Source organism: Nocardia aurea, assembly GCF_003123685.1.
Lineage (GTDB): Bacteria > Actinomycetota > Actinomycetes > Mycobacteriales > Mycobacteriaceae > Nocardia > Nocardia aurea.
This window is the reverse complement of sequence record NZ_QCYJ01000099.1, coordinates 159,797-181,246: the sequence shown is the minus strand read 5'-3', so window position 1 is coordinate 181,246 and position 21,450 is coordinate 159,797. Positions and strand designations below refer to the sequence as shown.

Genomic DNA, 21,450 nt, shown 5'->3' with positions numbered 1-21,450 from the left:
GTGGTGCGGTCACACCCGGGCGAATCCGGGTGTCGGCCCGGATTCTTGGAGAAGGAGAGTAACTGCTGTGAGATTCAGAGGGGTGGCGGCCGTTGTTGCCGTCATCGCGAGTGTCGGTGCCGTCGTGGCGGGTATGGCGCAGGCCGCGCCGGGGAGTGTGGTCCTCGGCGGCAGTTCGGGCCTCGTCTTCGACAACAACTCGGCGTGCTCGCTGACCGCCATCGGCTACGACAACGCCAATCGGCTCGTCGGGCTGACCGCGGGTCACTGCGCGCCCACCGGTGCGCGGCTGGCCTCGGAGGGCGCGATGGAGGCGGGCGCGGTCGGTGTCGTGGCGTACTCCGACAACGGGGAGGGTCTGGATTACGCGGTTCTGCAATTCGACCCGGCGAAGGTCACCCCGGCGCGGGTCGTCGGCGCCACCACCATCAACGGCATCGGCGGACAGCCGGGTCCGGGAACGACGGTGTGCTCCAACGGCCGCACCAGCGGTCCGGGCTGCGGCGTCGTCTGGGGCACCCTGGACGAGTCGGTCACCATCAACCAGGCGTGCTCCAAGCCAGGTGATTCGGGCGGTCCGGTCACCGTGGGTGACAAGCTGGTCGGCATGAACCAGGGCAGGCTCACCGGCCTGGCCGGGATCGGCTTCGACCTGCCCTGCGCGACGGCGGCGAACCCGATCCATTCGCCCGCGTTCTTCGCGCCGATCGACATCATCCTGGCCGCCGTCAACGCCACCGGTGGCGTCGGCAGCGGATTCCGGACCTTCTGAGCCGGAGAGTTCCACCCTCGCCGCCGCGTGCCCGAACGGGTCGCGGCGGCGAGTCGTTTCCGTCGTCTTCGCTACATGGCGGGTCGGCCTGAACTCCCAGGTCAGTCGAATACCGCCAGGCGCAGCCGAGAGGTGTAGGTACCGGCGCGGTCGAGTGCGTCGATGGCGGCGTCGAGTTCGATCGTCGCCTCCTCGAAGACCTCACGTGTGCCCGCCACGCAGTACGCGGGAGTGATGAGTGCGCCGATACCCTCGGTGTCGAGCAGTAGTCCCGACGCGGGCAGGGCACGGTAGTCCTCGGTCAATTCCGCCAGCGCGCGGCGTAATTCCGTCACCTGGGCGAGGATGCCCGCGCGGCGTACGTCCAGCAGTTGCGGATCGGTCATGATGTGCCCTCGATTCTCCTGCGGGACCACGACACTCGCAATCTACCCCCGTCGCCCCCGCGACGGCGTCCTACCCGGTGCCGGTCGGTCGGCCCCCGATGGCCGAGTCGAGTTTGGCGAGGAAACGGGACATGTGCGGGTCGGATTCGAGGTGGGCGAGTTCTTCGATATCGAACCACCGGCCTTCGCCGAATTCACGTGGGTCCAGCGCGTATTCGCGGGTGCGGTCGCCACGGATGACGTACCAGAAGCTGACATCCTCGTGCCCGCCGCTCGGCCCGATCGTGGTCGTGACGGTGAGGAACAGCGGATCCGTGCTGACGACGTCGAAATCGGCCTCGATACCCAGTTCCTCGAACGTCTCGCGCCGCGCCGCGGCGAGCGGCAGCTCGCCGGGATCGACATGGCCACCCGTGGGCAGCCACAGCCCCGCGAGCAGGTGGCTGCCCAGGAAGACCGCCCCGGCGTCCGGGTCGACCAGGACGACGTAGGACACCAGATGCCGGGGCGGAACCGCCGGTTTCACGCGGCGGAACACGTCGTCGGTAGCGGCCATCCACGACAGTGTCGTCGCGATATGAGCGCGTTCCAGGTCGTCGCATGCTTCGATCCCGCCGACGATCTCGGCGATTCCCGCTGTCACCGAATTCATGGAGGTAGACGGTAGCGGCAGGTACCGACAGGTTCGCGAATCAGCACAGTCCGGCGAGTTTGTACAGGACAAGCGATCCCGCCACCGCGACATTGAGACTGTGTCCCGAGCCGACCATCGGGATCTCGACGGCGAAATCCAGCAGCTCCACCCCCTCGGGCGGGATACCGTCGGATTCGTGCCCGAGCACCATGACGGTTCGCCGGTTCGCCGGTTCGACGTCGGCGAGCCGGATCGATTCATCGGTGAGTTCGACACCGACGATGGCGGATCCGCCCCGGCGCTGACGTTCCAGCCAGCGGTCGACGCGTCCGTCGATCCAGTGCACACACGGCCGTGTGCGCAAGGTGTTGCCCTGGGCGAGCGCGTCGGGCACCCACGGTCGACGCGGTACCGCCATACAGGCGCCGACCGCGTCGCAGGTGCGGAGCAGGGTACCGAGATTGACGCTGTGCTTGGGCCACAGCGGCGCCGCGATCAGGTGATTCCAGCAGCCGTGCGCGCGTCTGCGCCGTTGTCTGCGCAATTCGGGGCGGGTGCGGACCCGCGGGGCCGTCATGAACGGAAGGGGAGAGCCTTCCCCGGGGAGAGAACAGATTTCATCGTGACGGTACTTCGCGGCGCACCGGGGCCATCGACGGGAATATTGCCATCGACGATACCCGGTCGCCGCGCGACCGCGACAGCTCGGCTCAGGGCCGCAGCACCGAGACCAGGAATTCGGTCTGGTCGTAGACGACCTGTTCGAAGACGTCGTCGAAGTACAGGTCGAAATGGCCCACCGGATACCGTTTGACCACAGCGTGTTTGGTTCGCCTCGCGGCCTCGAGCGCAGGTTTCGCCGGTGCCACCGAATCGTTGTCGGCGATGGCGTAGAAAACCGGCATCTTCAGAGCTTTGGCCCGGCGGCCCGGTGCGTCGAACAACGCGGGAAAGGCGAAGCGCGCCGCCACTTTCGGCTGCCAGCTCTCGCTGTCCTCGGCCAGCCTGCCGTAACCCTCGGGGACATCGCGGGCGCTCATCAGGGCCGCCGACCGTTTGCGGCCCGCGAGTTTGATCCCGACCGGCTTGCGCCGGATCGGCCCGATCAGCAGGTCGGTGGCCGCGATCGTGACGACCTTCGTCACATTGATCGGGCCTTTCACCATGGCCGAGGCCCATCCGCTCGTGCACGGCGCCTGCGCGACGACCGCCGCGATGTAATCGTCCTGCGGTGCGATCGTGAGCACGTGCCCGCCACCGAGAGCGGTGCCCCACAGCGCGATTCGGGTCTTGTCGATCCCGCGCAGGGTGCGGGCGAAGGCGATGGCGTTGCGCCAGTCCTCACGCTGTCTCGCGATATTCACCACCTGACGCGGGGTGCCCTGGCTCGCGCCGAAATGACGGTAATCGAAGACCAGCACCGCCATGCCCGCCGCCGCGAACCGCCGTGCGTACCTGTCCAATCCCATCTCCCTGGTGCCCCCGAGACCATGACCCATCACCACCAGTGGGCGAGGTTTGGGGACGCCGTCGGGAGGATACAGCCACGCCGCGCATTGATCCCCGCCCGACGTGAAACCGACCTCGACACGCTCCATGGATATTTACCGTACTGGGTCGGTCGTGGGCGCGCGGACCGGTGGTTGCCCGGTCGCGTACCCTTGGGGCGCGGACGAGTTGGCCGGGCGACCGCGGCGCTGGGAACGGGCACTTCGTGCCGCCGCCCCGCGCCGAGGAAAGTCCGGACTCCACAGAGCAGGGCGGTTGCTAACGGCAACCCGGGGTGACCCGCGGGACAGTGCCACAGAGAACAGACCGCCCACGATCGCGTCGTGTGCGAACACGGCTCGATCGTGCGGTGAGGGTGAAACGGTGCGGTAAGAGCGCACCAGCGCCCCGGGTGACCGGGGCGGCTAGGTAAACCCCGCCCGGAGCAAGGTCGAAGGTCGCACCGCTCGCGGTGCGGCTGCGCAGGTGTTCGAGGGCTGCTCGCCCGAGCCTGCGGGTGGACCGCTCGAGGCACCCGGCAACGGTGTGTCCAGATGGATGGTCGTCACCCGGTGCGAACCGGGAACAGGATCCGGCTTACACGCCAACTCGTCCGCTCCCGCCCCGGCGGGATACGAGCCCGGCCGCTGTCCGAGGACACGCGGCCGAGCACGATGAAACCGCGGGAGCGACTACCCGCACATGAGTTTGGCCATCTGATAGATGGCCGCCGCCTCTTCCCTGGTCACCTCCGTCGAACCGTTCTTGGCGTACGAGGAGATACCGCTGATCACGGCGTCCTCTGCTTTACCCGATTTCAGGTCCGCGCAGGTCTGATTGAGGATGTCGCTGATCTGGACGTCGCTCTTGCCCTGCGCGAGTTTCGGGAAGGCGCTCTTGAAGCTGACGACGAAGGTGCCCGCCTTCGCGCCGTCGACGACCCGGGCGACGCTCGAGGCGGCCGCCGCGGACGCCGAGGTACCGGCCGCCGCGGAGGATGTGGCTGTGTCGTCGTTGCAACCGGCGAGGAGCAGGGCGAATACGGAGGCGCTTGCCGCGAGAGCGGCGGAGGTTCTTCTCACGGAGCGGGATGCTAGCGGCCTCGAACAAAAGTCGCCCTCCGTGTGGTTAACGGAAGGCGACCATTGCGTGGACCGAAACTGTGAGGTCAGACCGGTTCGATCAGGAATACCTGAGCCCAGTAGGCGGCCTGGTCGGGGCCGAGCAGCGGCATCAGGTAGTCGAAGATGATCGATGACATCAGTGCGGTACTCCCAAATATCGACGTACGGGGTCACTTCGGAACGCGGCGGGAGGTGCCGAGAACCGGACAGCCCGCGCCGCCCGGGAACGTTAGCAGCCGCCGACGACGCGCCGGCGGCTGCGGGTCGGGCATAACAATTCATCTCCTACTGGCCCCGATCGTGATCGACGTCATAGAGTGGTCGCCGTTGGCAAGGCCCGTTGCCGGGCTGCATCGGGCCTTTCGAATTTCGATCGCGGAAGCAGGTCTCAACTCCATGCGGGTAGTTCGTTCTATGGTCGCCGGTGCTCTCATCGCCGGGGCCGCATCGGTTTTCGCAGTGCTCGGTGCCGGGTCCGCAAGCGCGGTCGCCGTCACCCCGCTGCCGGGTGGGGTTCAGGTCGATCTCAGCCCGGCCGATACCCAGTGGGTGCACCAGACCCACTTCGGTCGCACGATCGCGGGCCTTCCGCACCCGTCGGCCGCGTCGTTCGGAGAGGCACTGGACGGGGCCGCCGCCGTGTCCTCGGCTTACCCGACGGGACGGGTCACCTTCACCGTCTTCGGTCCGTTCAACGAACTGAACGGCACCATGCTGGCGTTGCAGTAGCTGGTGGAATTACACCAGCGGATCATCTCGGCGCCGGTCGACTTCGGCGCCGTCAGATCCGAATTCGGCTTGGCCTCGACGTATCCCGCCGAGGCCACCGCGGAAGCCCGCGACGCGAACGACGTGTTCGCGGGCGACCGGATCGATCGCACCGATATCGAATTCGTGACCATAGACCCGCCGGGCTCGATGGACCTGGACCAGGCCGTCCATCTCGAGCGCACCGGCACCGGTTTCACCGTGCACTACGCGATCGCCGACCTCGGCGCCGTCATCGCCCCCGAAGGCGCGCTCGCCCGTGAGGCAGGCGCGCGAGGCCAGACCTTCTACATGCCCGACACCACCGTGCCACTGCATCCGCCGGTGCTCTCGGAGGGGTCGGCGAGCCTGCTGCCCGACCGCACCAGACCCGCCGCGCTGTGGACCATCGAATGCGACGAGAACGCCGAACCGCGGCGGTACTCGGTCGCGCGGGCCACCGTCCGCTCCCGCGCCCGGCTCGACTACGCCGGTGTGCAGGCCGCCGCCGACGCCGGTCGGCCGCACCCCTCGATCGCGGCCCTGCCGGAATTCGGCACGCGGCGCATCGAAGCGGGGCTGGCCCGGGGCGTGATCGGGTTGCGGCTGCCGTCGCAGAGCGTCATCCGCGACGACGCCACCGACGGACACTGGCAGTTGGTGCTGGAGCCGCGCACCGCCGCCGACGACTGGAACGAACAGATCTCGCTGCTCACCGGGATGTGCGCCGCCCGCATCATGGTGGACAACTCGGACGGGGGCCGGGTCGGCCTGCTGCGCACGATGCCGCCCCCGCCCGAATCGGCCATCCAATCCCTGCGTCGCACCGCCGCGGCCGTCGGGGTCGCCTGGCCCGCCGACAAACCGGTCGGGCGGATGCTCGCCGAACTGGATCCGAACACCCCCGCCGCCCTCGTCCTCATGTCGGAGGCGACCGGCCTGCTGCGCGGTGCCGCCTACACCGTGCTCGGTGACACCGAACTGCCGCCGGAGGCCTTGCGCCACAGCGCGATCGGCGCGCCCTACGCCCACGTGACCGCACCGCTGCGTCGGCTGGCCGACCGCTTCGGCACCGAGATCTGCCTGGCCCGCTGCGCCGGGACACCGATCCCGGAATGGGTGCGCGCGGGTCTCGCGCCGACCGCCGAATCGATGAAACGCAGCGACGCCGTCGCGGGCAAGGTCGAGCGCGCCTGCATCGACCTCACCGAATCGACCCTGCTCGCCTCGCGCACCGGCGGCGAATTCGATGCCGTCGTCCTCCGCGAGGGCAACGGCAACCGCCCCGCCGAGATCTTCGTCGCCGACCCGCCCGTACTCGGCCGCTGCGCGGGCTCACCCCCCGAGGGGGCCTCGGTCCGCGTCCGCCTGGTCACGGCCGATCCCGCCACCCGCAAGATCGCGTTCACCTTTCCCGCCTGAGCCCACTCGCATCTCGGCCGCGCGGGCGCGGAGGGCTACCGCGCTGTCGTGCGCCCTCGTTCCGAAGCGGGACCGCCGCCCGATTCCCACGCACAGTTGCTACGCTGTCGCTCGTTCGATAGCGCGGCGTGTCCGCCAGTGTCTCCGTGGGGGTTTCGGCCGTGGGTTTCTTCATTTTCGCGTACACAGCCAGCGGCATCATGCTGGTGCTGCTCTCGCTCGCCGCGAAGGAAGTGGGACTCGGGCGCCGGATCGTCAACGGTGTCTTCGGTGTCGCGTTCCTGGTCTACGCCTGCTACCTGGCGTTCTTCCACGACGGCGGCCCTGCGGTGATGAGCCTGTGGGTCTTGATATTCCCCATCGCGCTCCTGGTGGATTTCGTACGCTCGATAGACCTCTACAACGTGTCCGAGGATTCACTCCCCGCCCACGAACGCCGCCGTCGCCACCGCCGCCCCGACGTCCGACCGTCCGGCGACCGCCGATCCGACGTGCGGGCCGCCCCGCAGCCCCAACCTCGCCGAACCGCCGCCAGTCGTGAACGCCGCGCCGCCCGTGCGGCCGAGCGCGCCGCCCTGCGCGACAAGACCACGACCTGAGCCGCCTTTCGGGTCCGTGCGACGTTTTTCGCCGGGTCACCCCGGAAAGGAGTCGCGGAGTTCCTGGGGCGAGGACCGATGCCGCGAGCATTCGATCGTCTTCGCGCGGCGGCGAAAACGTGACGTGCGTGGACGGCGGGCCCTACTGGGGCTTGCCGGTCGACAGGGCTCGGGCGGCGACGGGGTAGCGGTCCAATTCGCGGTCGGCGGCGCTCTGTTCGACGGCGGCGAGGCGATGGTAGACCTCGGTGGGTTCCCCGGCGGCCTCGGCCGCGGCGGCGCGTTCCAGGATCGCCTCGCGCGATTCGACGGCGTCGCGGTGGTCGCCGAGCACGGTCTGTAGTCGTTTGGCGCGTGAGCCGAGCGCGGTCGCCTGCTCCCCGAGGACGCCCTCGGCCGCTTCGCACGAATATCGCAGGCGTTTGGCGCTTTTGCGGATGTCGTGCAGCAGTTCGACGCGGTCGGCGGGGGAGACGGTCGGCTCGGTCCTGATCAGCGCTTCGACGCGTTCCTGGTCGCGATGCAGTACGAAACCGAAGAATCCGGCGGCGGGGGCGGCGGCACGCGAGGAGCGCAGCGGCGGCGCGGTACGCCATCGGATCAGCAGGTCGTGCAGCGCGCGGTAGCGGTCGGCGTCCAGCGCGGTGAGGATGTCGGCGTGCGCGGACTCGTAGCGGGCGCGCTCCGCGGTGACGAGCCGGGCGGTCGCCGTGGCCAGATCGTCCTGGGAGAGATCGGTCGCCTGTTCGTCGAGCAGGGTGACGAAACGATCGGCGCGCACCTCGGCGTCACGCGCGACGCCGAGCAGATCGGCCAGCCACTTCAACTCGATATTCGCCGCAGTCACCGGATCTCGCTGGAGCAGCGTCTTGTACGAGCGCAGCACACTGCGCAGTCGCCGCGTCGCCACCCGCATCTGGTGCACCGAATCGTCGGCGTCGGCGCGCACGTCGGGTTCGGCGGCGGTGAGCCGGTCGACGTCGTCGCCGAGCGCCGTGATCAGCGCGGTTCCTGCGGTGACCCCCATGCGATCAACTCACTTTCGAGAATCCGTCGGTCGCCTCGACGAGATGGTGGGTGATGCCGGGTTCGTTCGCCGAGTGACCGGCGTCGTCGACGATGCGCAATGTCGAACCGGGCCAGGCGCGATGCAGATCCCAGGCGCTGACCGCGGGGCAGACGATGTCGTGCCGCCCCTGGACGATGACCGCCGGAATGTGGGAGATGATGCCGATATCGCGCAGCAGCTGACCCTCGTCGAGGAAACCGCCGTGGCGGAAATAATGGTTCTCGATCCTGGCGAAGGCGAGCGCGAACCGGGGCGCGGCGGTCTCGGCCACGCGATCCGGCTGCGGCAGCAGCGAACTCGTCGAACCTTCCCAGGTGGACCAGGCGATGGCGGCGGCGGTCGCGATCCGGTCGTCGGGGGAGTGCAGCAGCCGGTGGTAGACCTCGACCAGATCCTCGCCGCGTTCGGATTCCGGCACCGGGGCCAGGAATTTCTCCCACTCGTCCGGGTAGACGGATCCGGCGGCGCCGTTGTAGTACCAATCGATTTCCTTGCGCCGCAACAGGAATATGCCGCGCAGCACCAGTTCGGTGACCCGCTCGGGATATTTCTGGGCGTAGGCGAGGGCGAGTGTGGAACCCCACGAGCCACCGAAGACCTGCCACCGATCGATGGCGAGATGGGCACGCAGGGCTTCGATATCGGCGATCAGATGCCAGGTGGTGTTGGTCTCCAGTGACGCGCCGTCGGCCAGGTGCGGGGTGGAGCGACCGCAGCCGCGCTGATCGAACAGCACGATCCGGTAGGCCGACGGATCGAAGAATCGCCGTTGCGCGGGCGAGGTGCCGCCGCCGGGACCGCCGTGCAGGAACACCACCGGTCTACCCTCGGGATTGCCGCTGACCTCCCAGTACACGGACTGGCCCGCGCCGACGTCGAGCATGCCGGAGTCGTACGGCTCGATCTCGGGATACAGCGTGCGCATCACAGCCCCACGATCACCGAGGCCAGATCCGGCGCCGACAACGCCTCGATCGCCTGCTGGCGCACATCGGGGCAGCTCTTCGAAGTGGCGGTGTCGACGACGGCCTTGTTGCCGAGAACGTCGATGCCGTATTGCAGTCCCCACGGATGCACGATCAGGTTCATGCCGACCCCGCCGAGCGTGGGACCCTGCACCCGGAAATTGGACAGCTCGGGGCGGATCGCGTCGCAGAGCGCTTTGCCCGCCGCGTCGGTTACCTGGGCGGTCGGCTTCTGGCTGCCGGCGCTGCCCGCGCCCGTGGTGGCCCGCGGGGTCGAGGTGACCGAACCGGAACTTCCGGTGGGATTCGGGTCGTCGGTGGGTCCGCAGGCGGCCAGCGCCGCGGCGGTGAGAACTCCTGCCGCGAGCAGCGTGCTGCGAGAAATCCATCGGCTGTGCGGCATCGGTACCTCTGATCGTGTCGAATCGGTCGATTTCGATACTGCCACTGATTCGACCGGTCCGGTGCGCGCCTCGGGCGGTCCGGTTCAGCCGAAGCCGCCGCGCGACTCGAATCGCTCCCAGCGCGCGAAGTATTCGGTCCGGGAGGGATCGCTGAGGACGGTTCTCGACAGGAATGGATGCGTGAGGCTTACTCGGTCAGTGGTGCGGACGGCGGGTCGAGCGGTGTCGTGGGAATGTCCTCTACCGCTCGACCCGCCCGCGCGATCAGAAGCTGTGTTCGGGACCGGGGAAGGTGCCGCGCCGTACCTCGTCGGCGTAGGTAGCCGCCGCGGTGCGCAACTGACCGCCGATATCGCCGAAACGCTTGACGAATTTCGCGGTCTTGCCGCTGGTGTATCCGGCCATGTCCTGCCAGACCAGTACCTGGGCATCGCATTCCGCGCCCGCGCCGATGCCGACGGTCGGAATGGTCAGCTTGCGGGTGACCTGTCCGGCGAGTTCGGCGGGAACCATCTCCATGACCACCGAGAACGCGCCCGCCTCCTGTACGGCGATAGCGTCGGCGATGAGCTGTTCGGCGCCGTCGCCGCGGCCCTGCACCCGGAAACCGCCGAGCCCGTTGACGCTCTGCGGGGTGAAACCGATATGCGCCATCACCGGGATGCCCGACGCGCTGATCAGCGCGATCTGCTCGGCCACGCGCTCACCGCCCTCGAGTTTCACCGCGTGCGCCTGGCCCTCCTTCATGAACCGGGTCGCGGTCGCGAGGGCCTGCTGCGGGGAACTCTCGTAGGTCCCGAAGGGCAGGTCGGCGACGACGAGGGCGTTCGGCGCGCCGCGCACGACCCCACGGACGAGGGGGATCAGCTCGTCCACCGTGATGGGCACGGTGGTGTCGTAGCCGTACACCACGTTCGCGGCCGAGTCACCGACCAGCAGGACCGGGATCCCGGCCTCTTCGAACAAGCGGGCCGAGGAATAGTCGTAGGCCGTCAGCATGGCCCAGCGCTCGCCGTCGGCCTTCATCTGCTGGAGGTGATGCACCCGCGTCTTGCGCACGGTCTTCTTCGGCTCGGCAGGAGCCGCACCGTAGGCAGGGGTTTCCGAATCGGATACGGACATCATCGTCCCTTTCGCTACGTGTCGCCTCGAGGCCCTGTGGGGTCCCCGGGTTCTCTGACAGCTCCAGTGTGCCACCGCGACGACCCGGGTAATAAGGCCGGTCGCCGGTGCAATTGGTCACAGGCGTGACCGGCGTGCCTCTGCGTTGCCGACGTGAACGGTGCCGACCGCGCGACATGATCGGCGGCCCGGGTGGTGGCGCGCGGGGAAGCGCCGCGCCCCTGGCAGGATCATCGGCATGGGTCGGGTGCGGAGCGGTCGTGGGTTGCTGGTGACAGGTGTGGCCGGGATGCTGCTGGTCGTCGCGGGATGCGGCGGTACGGCCGAGCCGAAGACGACACCGGTGCCCTCGCCCCCGGCGCCCGCCGGACTGGAGCGCTTCTACGACCAGTCGGTGCGGTGGGGTGACTGCGACGGCTTCGGTGATCCGGAGGATCGTCTCCCGCCCAGCGCCGAATGCGCGAAGGTCACCGTTCCGGTCGACTACGCGAAACCCGACGGCGCCACCGCGCAGATCGCGCTGTCGCGGATCCCGGCCTCGGGGGACAGGATCGGATCGTTGCTGCTGAATCCGGGCGGGCCCGGTGGTTCCGGATTGTCGATGGTCAGCATCGCCGGACGCGGCGAACTGGCCGAACGTTTCGACCGGGTCGGATTCGACCCGCGCGGGATCGGATCCTCGACGCCGACCATCTCCTGCCTGACGCCGCAGGAGTCCGACGCCGAGCGGGCCGATCCGCCCGAGGACAACTCCCCGGCGGGGATCGCCGAGATGGAGGCCGAGAACAAGGCCTACGCCGACAAATGCGCGGAGCGGACCGGCACGGAATTCCTCGCCCATGTCGGCACCCGCGAGGTCGTGCAGGACATGGACGTCATCCGGGCGGTGCTCGGCGATCCGGGACTGAACTACCTGGGCTACTCCTACGGCACCAGGCTCGGTTCGGCCTACGCCGAGCGATTCCCCGACCGGGTGCGCGCGCTCGTACTCGACGGCGCGGTCGACTCCTCCCAGGACCCGGTCCAGGAATCACTGCGCCAGGCCGCCGGATTCCAGGGCGTGTTCGAGGCCTACAGCGCCGAGTGCGCGAGCAAACCCGACTGCCCGCTCGGCTCCGATCCGACGCGCGCCGTGGCCCGTTTCCGCGCACTGGTCGACCCGCTGTGGACGACGCCCGCCGCGACCACCGACCCGCGCGGACTGACCTACGACGACGCGATCACCGGCGTCCGGCAAGCCCTCTACACCGACGAACTGTGGCAGGTGCTGACCATGGGTCTCGACGAACTCGGCAAGGGGCGCGGCGACACCCTGTTGCAACTGGCCGATATGTACGACGGCCGCCGCGAGGACGGCACCTACCGCAATACCGACGACGCCTTCAACGCCATCCGCTGCGTGGACGATCCCCGGATCGCCGATCCGGCTCTCGCGGGTCGCCAGGACATGGAATACCGCAAGGCCGCGCCGTTCATCGACGACGGTCGCGGCACCGGCGCGGCTCCGCTCGACCTGTGTGTGTCGTGGCCGGTCCCGAATACGAGCGAACCGCATCGGATATCGGTGACGGGTCTGCCGAAGACGGTGGTGGTCTCCACGACCGAGGATCCGGCGACTCCGTATCAGGCCGGTGTCGATCTGGCCCAGCAACTCGGGGCCTCCCTCATCACCTATCGCGGGAATCGGCACACCGCCGCGCTCGTCGCGGGCGACAAATGTCTCGATGACGCCGTCGTCGCCTACCTGGTCGACCTCACCGAACCCGCGCCGGGACTCACCTGCTGACAGCGGCGCGGCGCGGTTGTGTCCAACCCGCGTCATACCTCACATTCGCGGCAGTTCGGACGCGAACTAGGTACCGGAAAGCCCCTCAGCTACCGACATTGCAAACCTCAGCCTGTATGTAACACGGATTTAACGCCAGGTCTTTACTCTCGCGGACATGGATCGCCAGAAGGAATTCGTGCTGCGGACGCTCGAAGAGCGGGACATCCGCTTCGTGCGTCTCTGGTTCACCGACGTTTTGGGTTATCTGAAGTCCGTCGCGATCGCGCCCGCCGAACTGGAAGGCGCGTTCGAGGAGGGCATCGGATTCGACGGCTCGGCCATCGAGGGCTTCGCCCGCGTCTCGGAGGCCGATATGGTCGCCCGGCCGGATCCGTCCACCTTCCAGGTGCTGCCGTGGGCCACCTCCAAGGGGCACCAGCATTCGGCCCGCATGTTCTGCGACATCACCATGCCGGACGGTTCACCGTCTTGGGCCGACCCGCGCCACGTGCTGCGCAGACAGTTGAACAAAGCCGCCGACGTGGGCTTCAGCTGCTACGTGCACCCCGAGATCGAGTTCTTCCTGCTGGAGAACAGCCCGCAGGACGGCACCCCGCCCCGGCCCGCCGATTCCGGCGGCTTCTTCGACCAGGCCGTGCACGATTCGGCCCCCAACTTCCGCCGTCACGCCATCGACGCGCTGGAATCGATGGGCATCTCGGTCGAGTTCAGCCATCACGAGGGCGCGCCCGGCCAGCAGGAGATCGATCTGCGCTACGCCGACGCGCTGTCGATGGCCGACAACGTGATGACGTTCCGCTACCTGATCAAGGAAGTGGCCATCGACGAGGGCGTGCGCGCGACGTTCATGCCCAAGCCGTTCGCCGCCTACCCGGGTTCGGCCATGCACACCCACATGAGCCTGTTCGAGGGCGAAGCCAACGCCTTCCACGACCCCGACGATCCGATCAACCTGTCGAGCACCGCGCGCGCGTTCATCGCGGGCATCCTCGAGCACGCGCCGGAGATCAGCGCGATCACCAACCAGTGGGTGAACTCCTACAAGCGCCTGATCCACGGCGGCGAGGCGCCCACCGCGGCCTCGTGGGGCCGGTCGAACCGGTCCGCGCTGGTGCGCGTGCCCATGTACACGCCGAACAAGTCCTCGTCGCGACGCGTCGAGATCCGCAGCCCCGATTCGGCCTGCAATCCGTACCTGACCTTCGCGGTCCTGCTGGCGGCCGGTCTGCGCGGCATCGAGAAGGGCTACACGTTGCCGCCGGAGGCGGAGGACGACGTGTGGTCGCTGACGGTGGCCGAACGCCGCGCGATGGGTTTCCGGGAACTCCCCGGCACCCTGGACGAGGCGTTGCAGGCCATGGAGCGGTCCGAACTGGTCGCCGAGACCCTCGGTGAGCACGTGTTCGACTTCTTCCTGCGCAACAAGCGCCGGGAGTGGGCCGACTACCGCAGCCAGGTCACACCGTACGAACTGAAGGAATACCTGGGTCTCTAGCTCGAAGAGATCACACCGAGACCTGTGCTCGGCCGGTGCTCGACCGGCCGAGCACCTTTCTTCACCCGGGCCATGTAATTTAAGAACCATGGTCCGGCCACCGTCTGCCCGCTCCGCTGTTCCAGGTGTCGGTCGGCTCGGATTGCTCGAGCCGACAGCCGCCGATTCGCTCCGCGAATTGGCCTGGGACAACGTCGAAAGTATCCCCGTGCTGTGGGCGCTGTCGCGCGCACCGGACGCGGACCTGGCGCTGAACACGATGGTGAAGCTGCGTGAGCAGCTCGGAACCGAATGGGCGGCACTGGATTCGGCGGTGCGCACCGATACCTCGTTGCGCGGCAGGCTTTTCGCGCTGCTCGGCGCGTCGAGCGCCTTCGCCGACCACCTGGTGGCCGACCCGTCGTCGTGGCTGGTCCTGCAACGCCGAGACCTGCCCGATCGCGACGAACTGATCGCCGATCTGCTCGCGGTGGTCAAGGCCGTTCCCGAGGAGGGCCCGCACGCCGGGCCGATGCTGTTCCGGGCGCAGATCGCCGGACCCGAAGCGGTGGCCCTGCTGCGCAGGCGCTACCGCGATCAGCTCATGTTGCTCGCCGCGCTCGATCTGGCCGCCACCGTGGAGAACGAACCGGTACTGCCGTACCAGCTCGTCGGGCGGCACCTGACCGACCTCGCCGACGCCGCGCTCACCGCCGCGCTGTCGGTCGCGGTGGCCAGGGTGTGCAAGGACGGCCCGTGTCAGGTCCGGCTCGCGGTCGTCGCGATGGGCAAGTGCGGGGCGCGGGAACTGAACTACGTCAGCGATGTCGACGTGGTCTTCGTCGCCGAACCCGCCGACCCCACGGCGACCAGGCTGGCCGCCGAGATGATGAGCGTCGGCAGCCAGGCCTTCTTCGACGTCGACGCGGCGTTGCGGCCCGAGGGCAAGGCCGGCGCGTTGGTGCGCACGCTGGAATCGCATCTCGCGTACTACCGGCGATGGGCGCGCACCTGGGAATTCCAGGCGCTGTTGAAGAACCGTCCGATGACCGGTGATCTCGAACTCGGCCAGCAGTATCGCGACGCGCTCATGCCCATGGTGTGGGCCGCTTCGGAACGTCCGGATTTCGTGCCCGACGTGCAGGCCATGCGCCGCCGCGTCGAGGATCTGGTGCCGGAGGATCTGCGCGAGCGCGAACTCAAACTCGGTCACGGCAGCCTGCGCGACGTCGAATTCGCCGTGCAGTTGCTGCAATTGGTGCACGGCCGGGTGGACGAGACACTGCACGTGCAGGGCACCGTCGAAGCGCTGACGGCCTTGGCGGCCGGTGGTTACGTCGGCCGCGACGACGCGGCGAATCTGACCGCCTCCTACGAATTCCTGCGCCTGCTCGAACATCGGCTGCAATTGCAGCGGCTCAAGCGGACCCACACCCTGCCGCCCGCCGACGACGAGGAGGGGATGCGCTGGCTGGCCCGCGCGGCGCATGTCCGTCCGGACGGCAGGCAGGACGCGGTCGGTGTGCTGGCCGCGGAGATCCGCCGCAACGCGGTGCGGGTGCGGCGATTACACGCCAAACTCTTCTACCGCCCGCTGCTGGAATCGGTGGCGAAACTGGATTCGGACGCGCTGCGGCTGAGCCCGGACGCGGCCATCCGCCAGTTGGCCGCCCTCGGCTATACCTCGCCCGAGCACGCGCTCGGACATCTGAAGGCCTTGACCGGCGGGGTGTCGCGCAAGGGCAGGATCCAGGCGCTACTGCTGCCGACGCTGCTCGAATGGCTCGGTGACACACCGAATCCCGACGCGGGCCTGCTGGCCTACCGCCGGGTGTCCGAGGGGCTCGACGACCAGATCTGGTTCCTGCGCGAACTGCGTGACGAAGGCGCGATCGCGCAACGGCTGATGATCGTGCTCGGCTCCTCGGAATACCTGCCGGATCTGCTGATCAACGCGCCCGACACCATTCGCATGTACGCCGACGGTCCGAGTGGTCCGCTGCTGCTCAGCCCTAAACAGGAGGACGTCTCCCGCGGCATCCTCACCGCCGCCGCGCGTTACGAGGATCCGTGGCGCGCGGTCGCGGCGGCGCGTTCGCTGCGTCGCCACGAACTGGCCAGGGTGGCCTCGGCCGATCTGCTGGGGATGCTCGACGTCCCGCAGGTGTGCCGCGCGCTCTCCTCGGTCTGGGTCGCGGTGCTCGAAGCCTCCCTCGCCGCCGTGATCAGGGCCGTCGAGGCCGAGACCGGTGAACCCGCGCCCGCCGACTTCGCGGTGATCGGCATGGGCAGACTCGGCGGCCTCGAACTCGGTTACGGTTCCGACGCCGACGTGCTGTTCGTCTGCGATCCACGGCCGGGTTTCGATGAGACCAAGGCCGTGAAGTGGTCGAATTCGGTGGCCGACCGGGTGCAGAAACTGCTCGGCGCCCCCAGCACCGACCCGCCGCTGCACGTGGACGCGGGCTTGCGACCGGAGGGCCGCAACGGCGCCCTGGTGCGCACCCTGGCCGCCTACACCGCGTACTACCAGCAGTGGGCCCAGCCGTGGGAGGTGCAGGCATTGCTGCGCGCCCACCAGGTGGCCGGTGATCAGGAACTCGGCGTGCGCTTCCTGCACGTCATCGACAAGGTGCGCTATCCGGCGGGCGGCGTTTCGGCCGAGGCGGTGCGCGAGATCCGGCGGATCAAGGCGCGGGTCGACGCCGAACGGCTTCCGCGCGGCGCGGATCCGGCGACCCACACCAAACTCGGTCGCGGCGGCCTGGCCGATATCGAATGGACGGTGCAACTCATGCAGTTGCGTCACGCGCACGAGATCCCGGCGCTGCACAACACCTCGACACTGGAATCGCTGGATGTCATCGAGCAGACGAAATTGCTCGACGCCTCCGACGTGGCGCTGCTGCGCGACGCCTGGCTGACCGCGACCAAGGCCCGCAACGCCCTGGTCCTGGTCCGGGGCAAACCCGCCGATCAATTGCCCGCGCCGGGCCGTCTGCTCTCGGCGGTCGCCCGTGTCGCGGGGTGGCCCAACGACGACGGCAGCGAATTCCTCGACAATTACATGCGGGTGACCAGGCGTGGGAAACGCGTGGTGGAAAGGGTTTTCGGCGGGTAGACGCGAGCCCGCCGATTCCCGGCTCGAGTGCGTGGTGCCGACATTCGGCCGCACCCGAAGAGGGGTGAATATCAGGCGAATCGGGCAAAATGCTACTGCGGGACTGTCGGCTTCGTAACCTTGACGTCCATGTGGAGTATCGTCCCGATTTCTGTCGTCAGCGCCGTTCTCATCGCGATCGGATTCGTCCTCGGCTTCCCGAAGGAATGAATGCTCAGCGCTCGATCGGTTCCCGGAATCGGGAGACGAACGCGCGAATTGCCCTGCGGTCCTCGGTATCCGGCGGATGATGTCCCGCCTCGGCCGTCACCGCCACCACACTGCCGGGACGCACCGCGAGGACGTCCCAGCACGTCGGTAGGACCGGCGCGTGCACGCTGCGTCCGTTACTGGTCACCGTGATACGCGAGGTGAACCGGGCCGCGACATCGGCCAGATCCTGCGCGTCGTCATCGGTGAGCGCCCGCGTCGCCCTGAACTCCTCGAAATACATTCGGACCCACCTCGCAAACCTCCGCGCCAACCCTTCCCGCCACTGTAGGACGCCGCCGGTCGGTCCTGTGCGCACATCGACGAGGTGGATCGCACCGCTCGTCGCCGGTCCGCGCACACCTAGAGTGGGCCGGATGGACCGCCCGACACAGTCCGCCGAGAACGCCTCCGACCTCGACGACCTCGGAGGACGGCTTCGCGCACAGCCGCCGTCCTGCGGGCGGGTCCGCCTCGTCGCGATCGACGGCCACGCCGGGTCGGGGAAGAGCGGTTTCGCCCATCGACTGGCACATGCCCTCGTTGACGCGCCGATCCTGCACATCGACGACCTCGCCACCCACGACGAATTCTTCGGCTGGACCGATCGTCTGCGCGACCAGGTGCTGACCGCGCTCGCGCGGGACCGCACCGCCGATTACGACATCTACGACTGGACCGCCCGGGCGTTCACGACCGTCGGTCATCTCGCACCGGCGCCGGTGGTCCTGCTCGAGGGTGTCGGCACGGGGCGGCGCGATCTGCGGCCGTGGCTGTCACACCTGCTGTGGATGGAACTCGACGCCGACGAATCGTGGCGTCGCGGCCGTCGACGCGACGGCCACGGACTGTCCGAATTCTGGGACGCCTGGATCATGGCCGAGTGTGACCACTTCGCCTCCGATCCCTCACGGCCCCATGCCGATCTGTTGATCACACAGCGTGACGGGGGATATGGGTTCGCGCCCACCGCGCGGAGCTAGGGTTCGAAGACCCGCGTCGACCACCGATCTCCACGAAGTCTCCACACGGGCCCCGTTCCGCTATCACCGCGCCCACCTAGAGTGCAGATCATGGTGCGTATATGGATGAACCGGGCACTGCTCGGTCTGGGGTGGGGCGCCCTCGTGACGGGAATCGTGGGAATCGTGCTGTATTTCGGCGCGTTCCGCCAGCGCGAGATTCCGGTGCTGCTCGCGTCGGGCGCTTCCTACCTGATGCTCGGCGCGATCGTCGGTCTGCTGTTGTTCCTGCTGGCTCGCGGTTGGCGCAGTGCGGTCGCGGCCGGACTCGTCGTCGCGGGGGCGCTGTGGACGCAGTTGCCGATCTTCGTGGCGGACGGCAGGGCGGCCGGTAACGGTCCGGTGGTCACCGTGCTCCAGTCCAATCTGCTGTTCGGCGGCGCGGACGTGACGCAGGTCGTGCGGACGGTGCGCGAGGACCGGGTCGACCTGCTGACCGTCGAGGAACTGACCGCCGAGGCGGTGACGCGCCTGGACGCCGCCGGAATTGCCGAGCTGCTGCCCTACCGCTATGTCGAGACTGCGAGCTGGGGCGCGGGCACCGGCATCTACAGCCGATACCCTTTGCGCGACACCAGGAAATACGACGGTTTCGTCATGAACAATCTCGGCGCGGTGATGGAACATCCGCAACGCGGCGCTGTCGCGGTATTCGCTTTCCATCCGATGCCGCCGCCGCTGGACTTCGAGGCGTGGAATTCCGAGATGCGCCGCATCCGCGACATCCTCGGCGCCACCACCGGTCCGGCGCTGGTCGGGGCGGATTTCAACGCGACCCGCGACCACACCGCCTTCCGCGACCTGTTGCGCGGCGGATTCGCCTCCGCCGCCGAACTGGTCGGCGCGGGCCCGCTGCCGACCTATCCGACCGACAAGAGTTGGGGGCCGCTGATCGGTATCGACCACATCCTGATCTCCGGGGGCAGCGCGGAAGAAGTCAGGGCGATGACCGTCACCGGATCCGACCACCGGGCGGTGCTGGCCAGGACACGCCTGAACAGCTGATCGAGCGGCCGGTCGCGCTGCGCGCGGCGCGAAATCTGCGATTACCATGTGAACGCTCGATGGTGGATGTGCGGATCCGCCGACGGATCCGTGAACATGCGGGTCCCGCACAGGATTTCGGGGAGGTACCTGATGAGGTTCGCGCGACTGCGCGTCGGGGTGATCGCGGCTCTCGTCGTCTTCGGCGTCACGCTGACCGCCTGCGACGCCGTCACCGTCACCGGTGAGAACGCCGCCGCTCCCACGATCACGGAGAATCCGTGGGAGCTCGCCGCCGCCGCGACCAACAGCGGTACGAGCGGCCCGCGCCCCGGCGTCCCGGACGCGCCGCTGACGGCGGAGAACGGGGACGGCGGCGCCATCGACCGGCTGTCGCTCAACGCCATCGCCGATATCGAGGAGTACTGGAAAGCCGAGTACGCCAAGACCTTTCCCGGAACCTTGAAGCCGGTGAGCCGCTTCATCTCCTGGGACGCGAAGGCGCCGGAGCAGAAATCGGTCAAGTTCTGCCGCTCCGACACCTACCAGGTGGTCAACGCCGCCTACTGCTCGGGTGATCACACCATCGGCTGGGATCGCGGGGTACTGCTGCCCGAGGTGCAGAAGAAGTACGGCGCGATGGCGGTGGTGATGGTGCTCGCGCACGAATACGGTCACGCCATCCAGGGGCAGGCGAAGATCGCGGGATTCCTGACACCGGTACTGGTGCAGGAACAGCAGGCCGACTGCCTCGCCGGGGTTTTCCTACGCCACGTGGCCGAGGGGAATTCGAAACATTTCACGATGAATATGACCGATGGACTCGACGGAGTGCTCGGCGTGACGGTCGCCATCCGCGACACCGATCCCAGCGACCCCGACAATGTCCACGGTTCGGCCTTCGAACGGGTGACGGCGGTGCAACTCGGCTACAACGACGGCGCCGCCGCCTGCAAGAAGATCGATCGCAACGAACTGGAGAGCCGTCGCGGCACCCTGCCGACCACCTTCGAGATCGAGGACGAGGAACAGCAGCAACTGCCCGTCGACGTGGCCTCGCTGACGAGTGTGAGCCAGGCGCTCGCCAAGGCGTTCCCGATCCGGCAGAATCCGAAATTCGACTATTCGGGTGTGGTGAAGAACTGCCCGAAGGTCACCGCGACCGCGCCGGTGTCCTACTGCCCGACCTCGAACACGATCGGCACCGATGTGCGCACGCTGGCCAAGCGCGCCGTGGCCGCGGACGAGGAGGAAGTCCTCTCCGACACGGTGGCGGGCGACTACAACGCCTTCATCGTGTTCGTCTCGCGCTACATGCTCGCCGTGCAACAGGATCGCGGGCTGAAACTGACCGGCGCGGACACCGCGGGCCTGCGCACGGCCTGCCTGAGCGGCGCTTTCACCACCGAGTTGAGCGAACCGAGCAGCGACCCACGGTTGTCGGCCAAGGATCTCGACGAGGCGGTCTCCGGACTGCTCTCCGACGGTCTCGCCGCCGCCGATGTCGACGGCAAGATCGTGACGAGCGGGTATCAGCGGCTCGAGGCGTTCCGGACCGGTGTACTCGACGGCGAGCGGGCCTGCCTGACGAAATTCGCCTGAGCGGGCGGATCAGTCGGCGACGGCGGGCAGCGACCGCAGCGAGTTGAGCGTGGTCGCCAGCGCGCGGGCGGCCTCGGCGCCCTTGGTGACGAAATGGTCGGTGAAATAGGTGACGTGCTCGCTGTGCTCGTGGAAATGATGGGGGGTGAGCACCACCGAGAACACCGGGACGTCGGTGTCGAGCTGCACGCGCATCAGTCCGTCGATCACCGCGGAGGCGACGAAATCGTGCCGGTAGATGCCGCCGTCGACGACCAGCGCGGCGGCCACGACGGCGGAGTACTTCCCGCTGGCGGCGAGCCGTTTGGCGTGCAGCGGGATCTCGAAGGCGCCGGGCACCTCGAAGACGTCGACGGTGTCGGGGTCGAAGCCGAGATCGGACAATTCGGCGGTGAAGCCCTCTAAAGCCTTACCGACGATCGAGCTGTGCCACATAGCGCGAACGAAGGCGACCGATCCGGTGGATGTGGTTCCCAT

The 21,450-nt window shown here is 68.1% G+C and carries 21 protein-coding genes and 1 other RNA gene; 11 read left to right on the top strand and 11 right to left on the bottom strand.

Going from position 1 to position 21,450, the window contains the following annotated elements; genetic code table 11:
* The first annotated feature begins 67 nt into the window (after positions 1–67).
* Positions 68–772, top strand: coding sequence for a S1 family peptidase (locus DAT37_RS20205; RefSeq protein WP_232839874.1), 705 nt, complete (start codon positions 68–70; stop codon positions 770–772).
* A gap of 101 nt (positions 773–873) precedes the next feature.
* Here the strand turns inward: DAT37_RS20205 and DAT37_RS20200 are convergent, their stop codons facing one another.
* The 4 genes from DAT37_RS20200 to DAT37_RS20185 form a co-directional block, all read right to left on the bottom strand.
* Positions 874–1,158, bottom strand: a complete 285-nt coding sequence (locus DAT37_RS20200; protein WP_232839873.1) for a hypothetical protein — start codon at positions 1,156–1,158, stop codon at positions 874–876.
* Between the two features lie 70 nt (positions 1,159–1,228).
* Positions 1,229–1,810 carry an NUDIX hydrolase gene (locus DAT37_RS20195; protein WP_157978563.1) on the bottom strand — a complete coding sequence of 194 codons (582 nt, stop codon included), beginning with the start codon at positions 1,808–1,810 and terminating at the stop codon, positions 1,229–1,231.
* Between the two features lie 40 nt (positions 1,811–1,850).
* Positions 1,851–2,369 carry a TrmH family RNA methyltransferase gene (locus DAT37_RS20190; protein WP_109526355.1) on the bottom strand — a complete coding sequence of 173 codons (519 nt, stop codon included), beginning with the start codon at positions 2,367–2,369 and terminating at the stop codon, positions 1,851–1,853.
* Between the two features lie 133 nt (positions 2,370–2,502).
* Complete coding sequence (locus DAT37_RS20185; RefSeq protein ID WP_109526354.1) at positions 2,503–3,390, bottom strand: alpha/beta hydrolase; 888 nt, start codon at positions 3,388–3,390, stop codon at positions 2,503–2,505.
* Between the two features lie 75 nt (positions 3,391–3,465).
* On the opposite strand from DAT37_RS20185, the gene rnpB reads away from it, so the two are divergent.
* Positions 3,466–3,896: RNase P RNA component class A (gene rnpB / locus DAT37_RS20180), an RNA gene on the top strand.
* A 76-nt stretch (positions 3,897–3,972) separates the two neighbouring features.
* Here the strand turns inward: rnpB and DAT37_RS20175 are convergent.
* Complete coding sequence (locus DAT37_RS20175; RefSeq protein WP_109526353.1) at positions 3,973–4,362, bottom strand: hypothetical protein; 390 nt, start codon at positions 4,360–4,362, stop codon at positions 3,973–3,975.
* A gap of 456 nt (positions 4,363–4,818) precedes the next feature.
* Between DAT37_RS20175 and DAT37_RS20170 the strand changes: the two genes are divergently transcribed.
* The 3 genes from DAT37_RS20170 (at position 4,819) to DAT37_RS20160 (ending at position 7,172) form a co-directional block, all read left to right on the top strand.
* Positions 4,819–5,133 (top strand): hypothetical protein, encoded by a 315-nt coding sequence (locus DAT37_RS20170; protein ID WP_232839872.1) that lies wholly within the window; start codon positions 4,819–4,821, stop codon positions 5,131–5,133.
* Between the two features lie 3 nt (positions 5,134–5,136).
* Positions 5,137–6,573 (top strand): RNB domain-containing ribonuclease, encoded by a 1,437-nt coding sequence (locus DAT37_RS20165; protein WP_109526351.1) that lies wholly within the window; start codon positions 5,137–5,139, stop codon positions 6,571–6,573.
* 161 nt (positions 6,574–6,734) lie between these two features.
* Complete coding sequence (locus DAT37_RS20160) at positions 6,735–7,172, top strand: hypothetical protein (RefSeq protein ID WP_157978562.1); 438 nt, start codon at positions 6,735–6,737, stop codon at positions 7,170–7,172.
* A 142-nt stretch (positions 7,173–7,314) separates the two neighbouring features.
* Here the strand turns inward: DAT37_RS20160 and DAT37_RS20155 are convergent, their stop codons facing one another.
* The 4 genes from DAT37_RS20155 to panB all read right to left on the bottom strand — a co-directional run bounded on the left by DAT37_RS20155 (position 7,315) and on the right by panB (position 10,732).
* Positions 7,315–8,199: a CHAD domain-containing protein gene (locus tag DAT37_RS20155; RefSeq protein ID WP_109526349.1), complete on the bottom strand. Its 885-nt coding sequence runs from the start codon at positions 8,197–8,199 to the stop codon at positions 7,315–7,317.
* A gap of 4 nt (positions 8,200–8,203) precedes the next feature.
* Positions 8,204–9,166, bottom strand: coding sequence for a prolyl aminopeptidase (gene pip / locus DAT37_RS20150; RefSeq protein ID WP_109526348.1), 963 nt, complete (start codon positions 9,164–9,166; stop codon positions 8,204–8,206).
* Entirely contained in the window at positions 9,166–9,609 is a 444-nt protein-coding gene (locus tag DAT37_RS20145) for a hypothetical protein (protein ID WP_109526347.1), read from the bottom strand. The genes pip and DAT37_RS20145 overlap by 1 nt, the downstream gene beginning before the upstream one ends.
* Before the next feature lie 265 nt (positions 9,610–9,874).
* Entirely contained in the window at positions 9,875–10,732 is an 858-nt protein-coding gene (gene panB / locus DAT37_RS20140) for a 3-methyl-2-oxobutanoate hydroxymethyltransferase (RefSeq protein WP_109526409.1), read from the bottom strand.
* 238 nt (positions 10,733–10,970) lie between these two features.
* On the opposite strand from panB, the gene DAT37_RS20135 reads away from it, so the two are divergent.
* From DAT37_RS20135 to DAT37_RS20125, 3 genes are all read left to right on the top strand, one after another.
* Entirely contained in the window at positions 10,971–12,518 is a 1,548-nt protein-coding gene (locus tag DAT37_RS20135) for an alpha/beta hydrolase (protein WP_109526346.1), read from the top strand.
* Between the two features lie 157 nt (positions 12,519–12,675).
* Positions 12,676–14,016: a glutamine synthetase family protein gene (locus DAT37_RS20130; protein ID WP_109526345.1), complete on the top strand. Its 1,341-nt coding sequence runs from the start codon at positions 12,676–12,678 to the stop codon at positions 14,014–14,016.
* Between the two features lie 88 nt (positions 14,017–14,104).
* On the top strand, positions 14,105–17,116 hold the full coding sequence (locus DAT37_RS20125) for a bifunctional [glutamine synthetase] adenylyltransferase/[glutamine synthetase]-adenylyl-L-tyrosine phosphorylase (RefSeq protein ID WP_109526344.1): 3,012 nt from the start codon (positions 14,105–14,107) through the stop codon (positions 17,114–17,116).
* 214 nt (positions 17,117–17,330) lie between these two features.
* Here the strand turns inward: DAT37_RS20125 and DAT37_RS20120 are convergent, their stop codons facing one another.
* The gene (locus tag DAT37_RS20120; RefSeq protein ID WP_109526343.1) at positions 17,331–17,609 is read right to left on the bottom strand and encodes a hypothetical protein; all 279 of its coding nucleotides are present in this window, start codon (positions 17,607–17,609) and stop codon (positions 17,331–17,333) included.
* Positions 17,610–17,742: 133 nt separating this feature from the next.
* On the opposite strand from DAT37_RS20120, the gene DAT37_RS20115 reads away from it, so the two are divergent.
* The 3 genes from DAT37_RS20115 to DAT37_RS20105 all read left to right on the top strand — a co-directional run bounded on the left by DAT37_RS20115 (position 17,743) and on the right by DAT37_RS20105 (position 20,973).
* A complete protein-coding gene (locus DAT37_RS20115; RefSeq protein ID WP_109526342.1) occupies positions 17,743–18,348 on the top strand; it encodes a uridine kinase family protein in 606 nt (201 codons plus the stop codon).
* Between the two features lie 90 nt (positions 18,349–18,438).
* Positions 18,439–19,392, top strand: coding sequence for an endonuclease/exonuclease/phosphatase family protein (locus DAT37_RS20110; RefSeq protein WP_109526408.1), 954 nt, complete (start codon positions 18,439–18,441; stop codon positions 19,390–19,392).
* A 132-nt stretch (positions 19,393–19,524) separates the two neighbouring features.
* On the top strand, positions 19,525–20,973 hold the full coding sequence (locus tag DAT37_RS20105) for a neutral zinc metallopeptidase (RefSeq protein ID WP_109526407.1): 1,449 nt from the start codon (positions 19,525–19,527) through the stop codon (positions 20,971–20,973).
* Between the two features lie 9 nt (positions 20,974–20,982).
* On the opposite strand, the gene DAT37_RS20100 is transcribed toward DAT37_RS20105, so the two are convergent.
* Positions 20,983–21,450 carry a 6,7-dimethyl-8-ribityllumazine synthase gene (locus tag DAT37_RS20100; protein ID WP_109526341.1) on the bottom strand — a complete coding sequence of 156 codons (468 nt, stop codon included), beginning with the start codon at positions 21,448–21,450 and terminating at the stop codon, positions 20,983–20,985.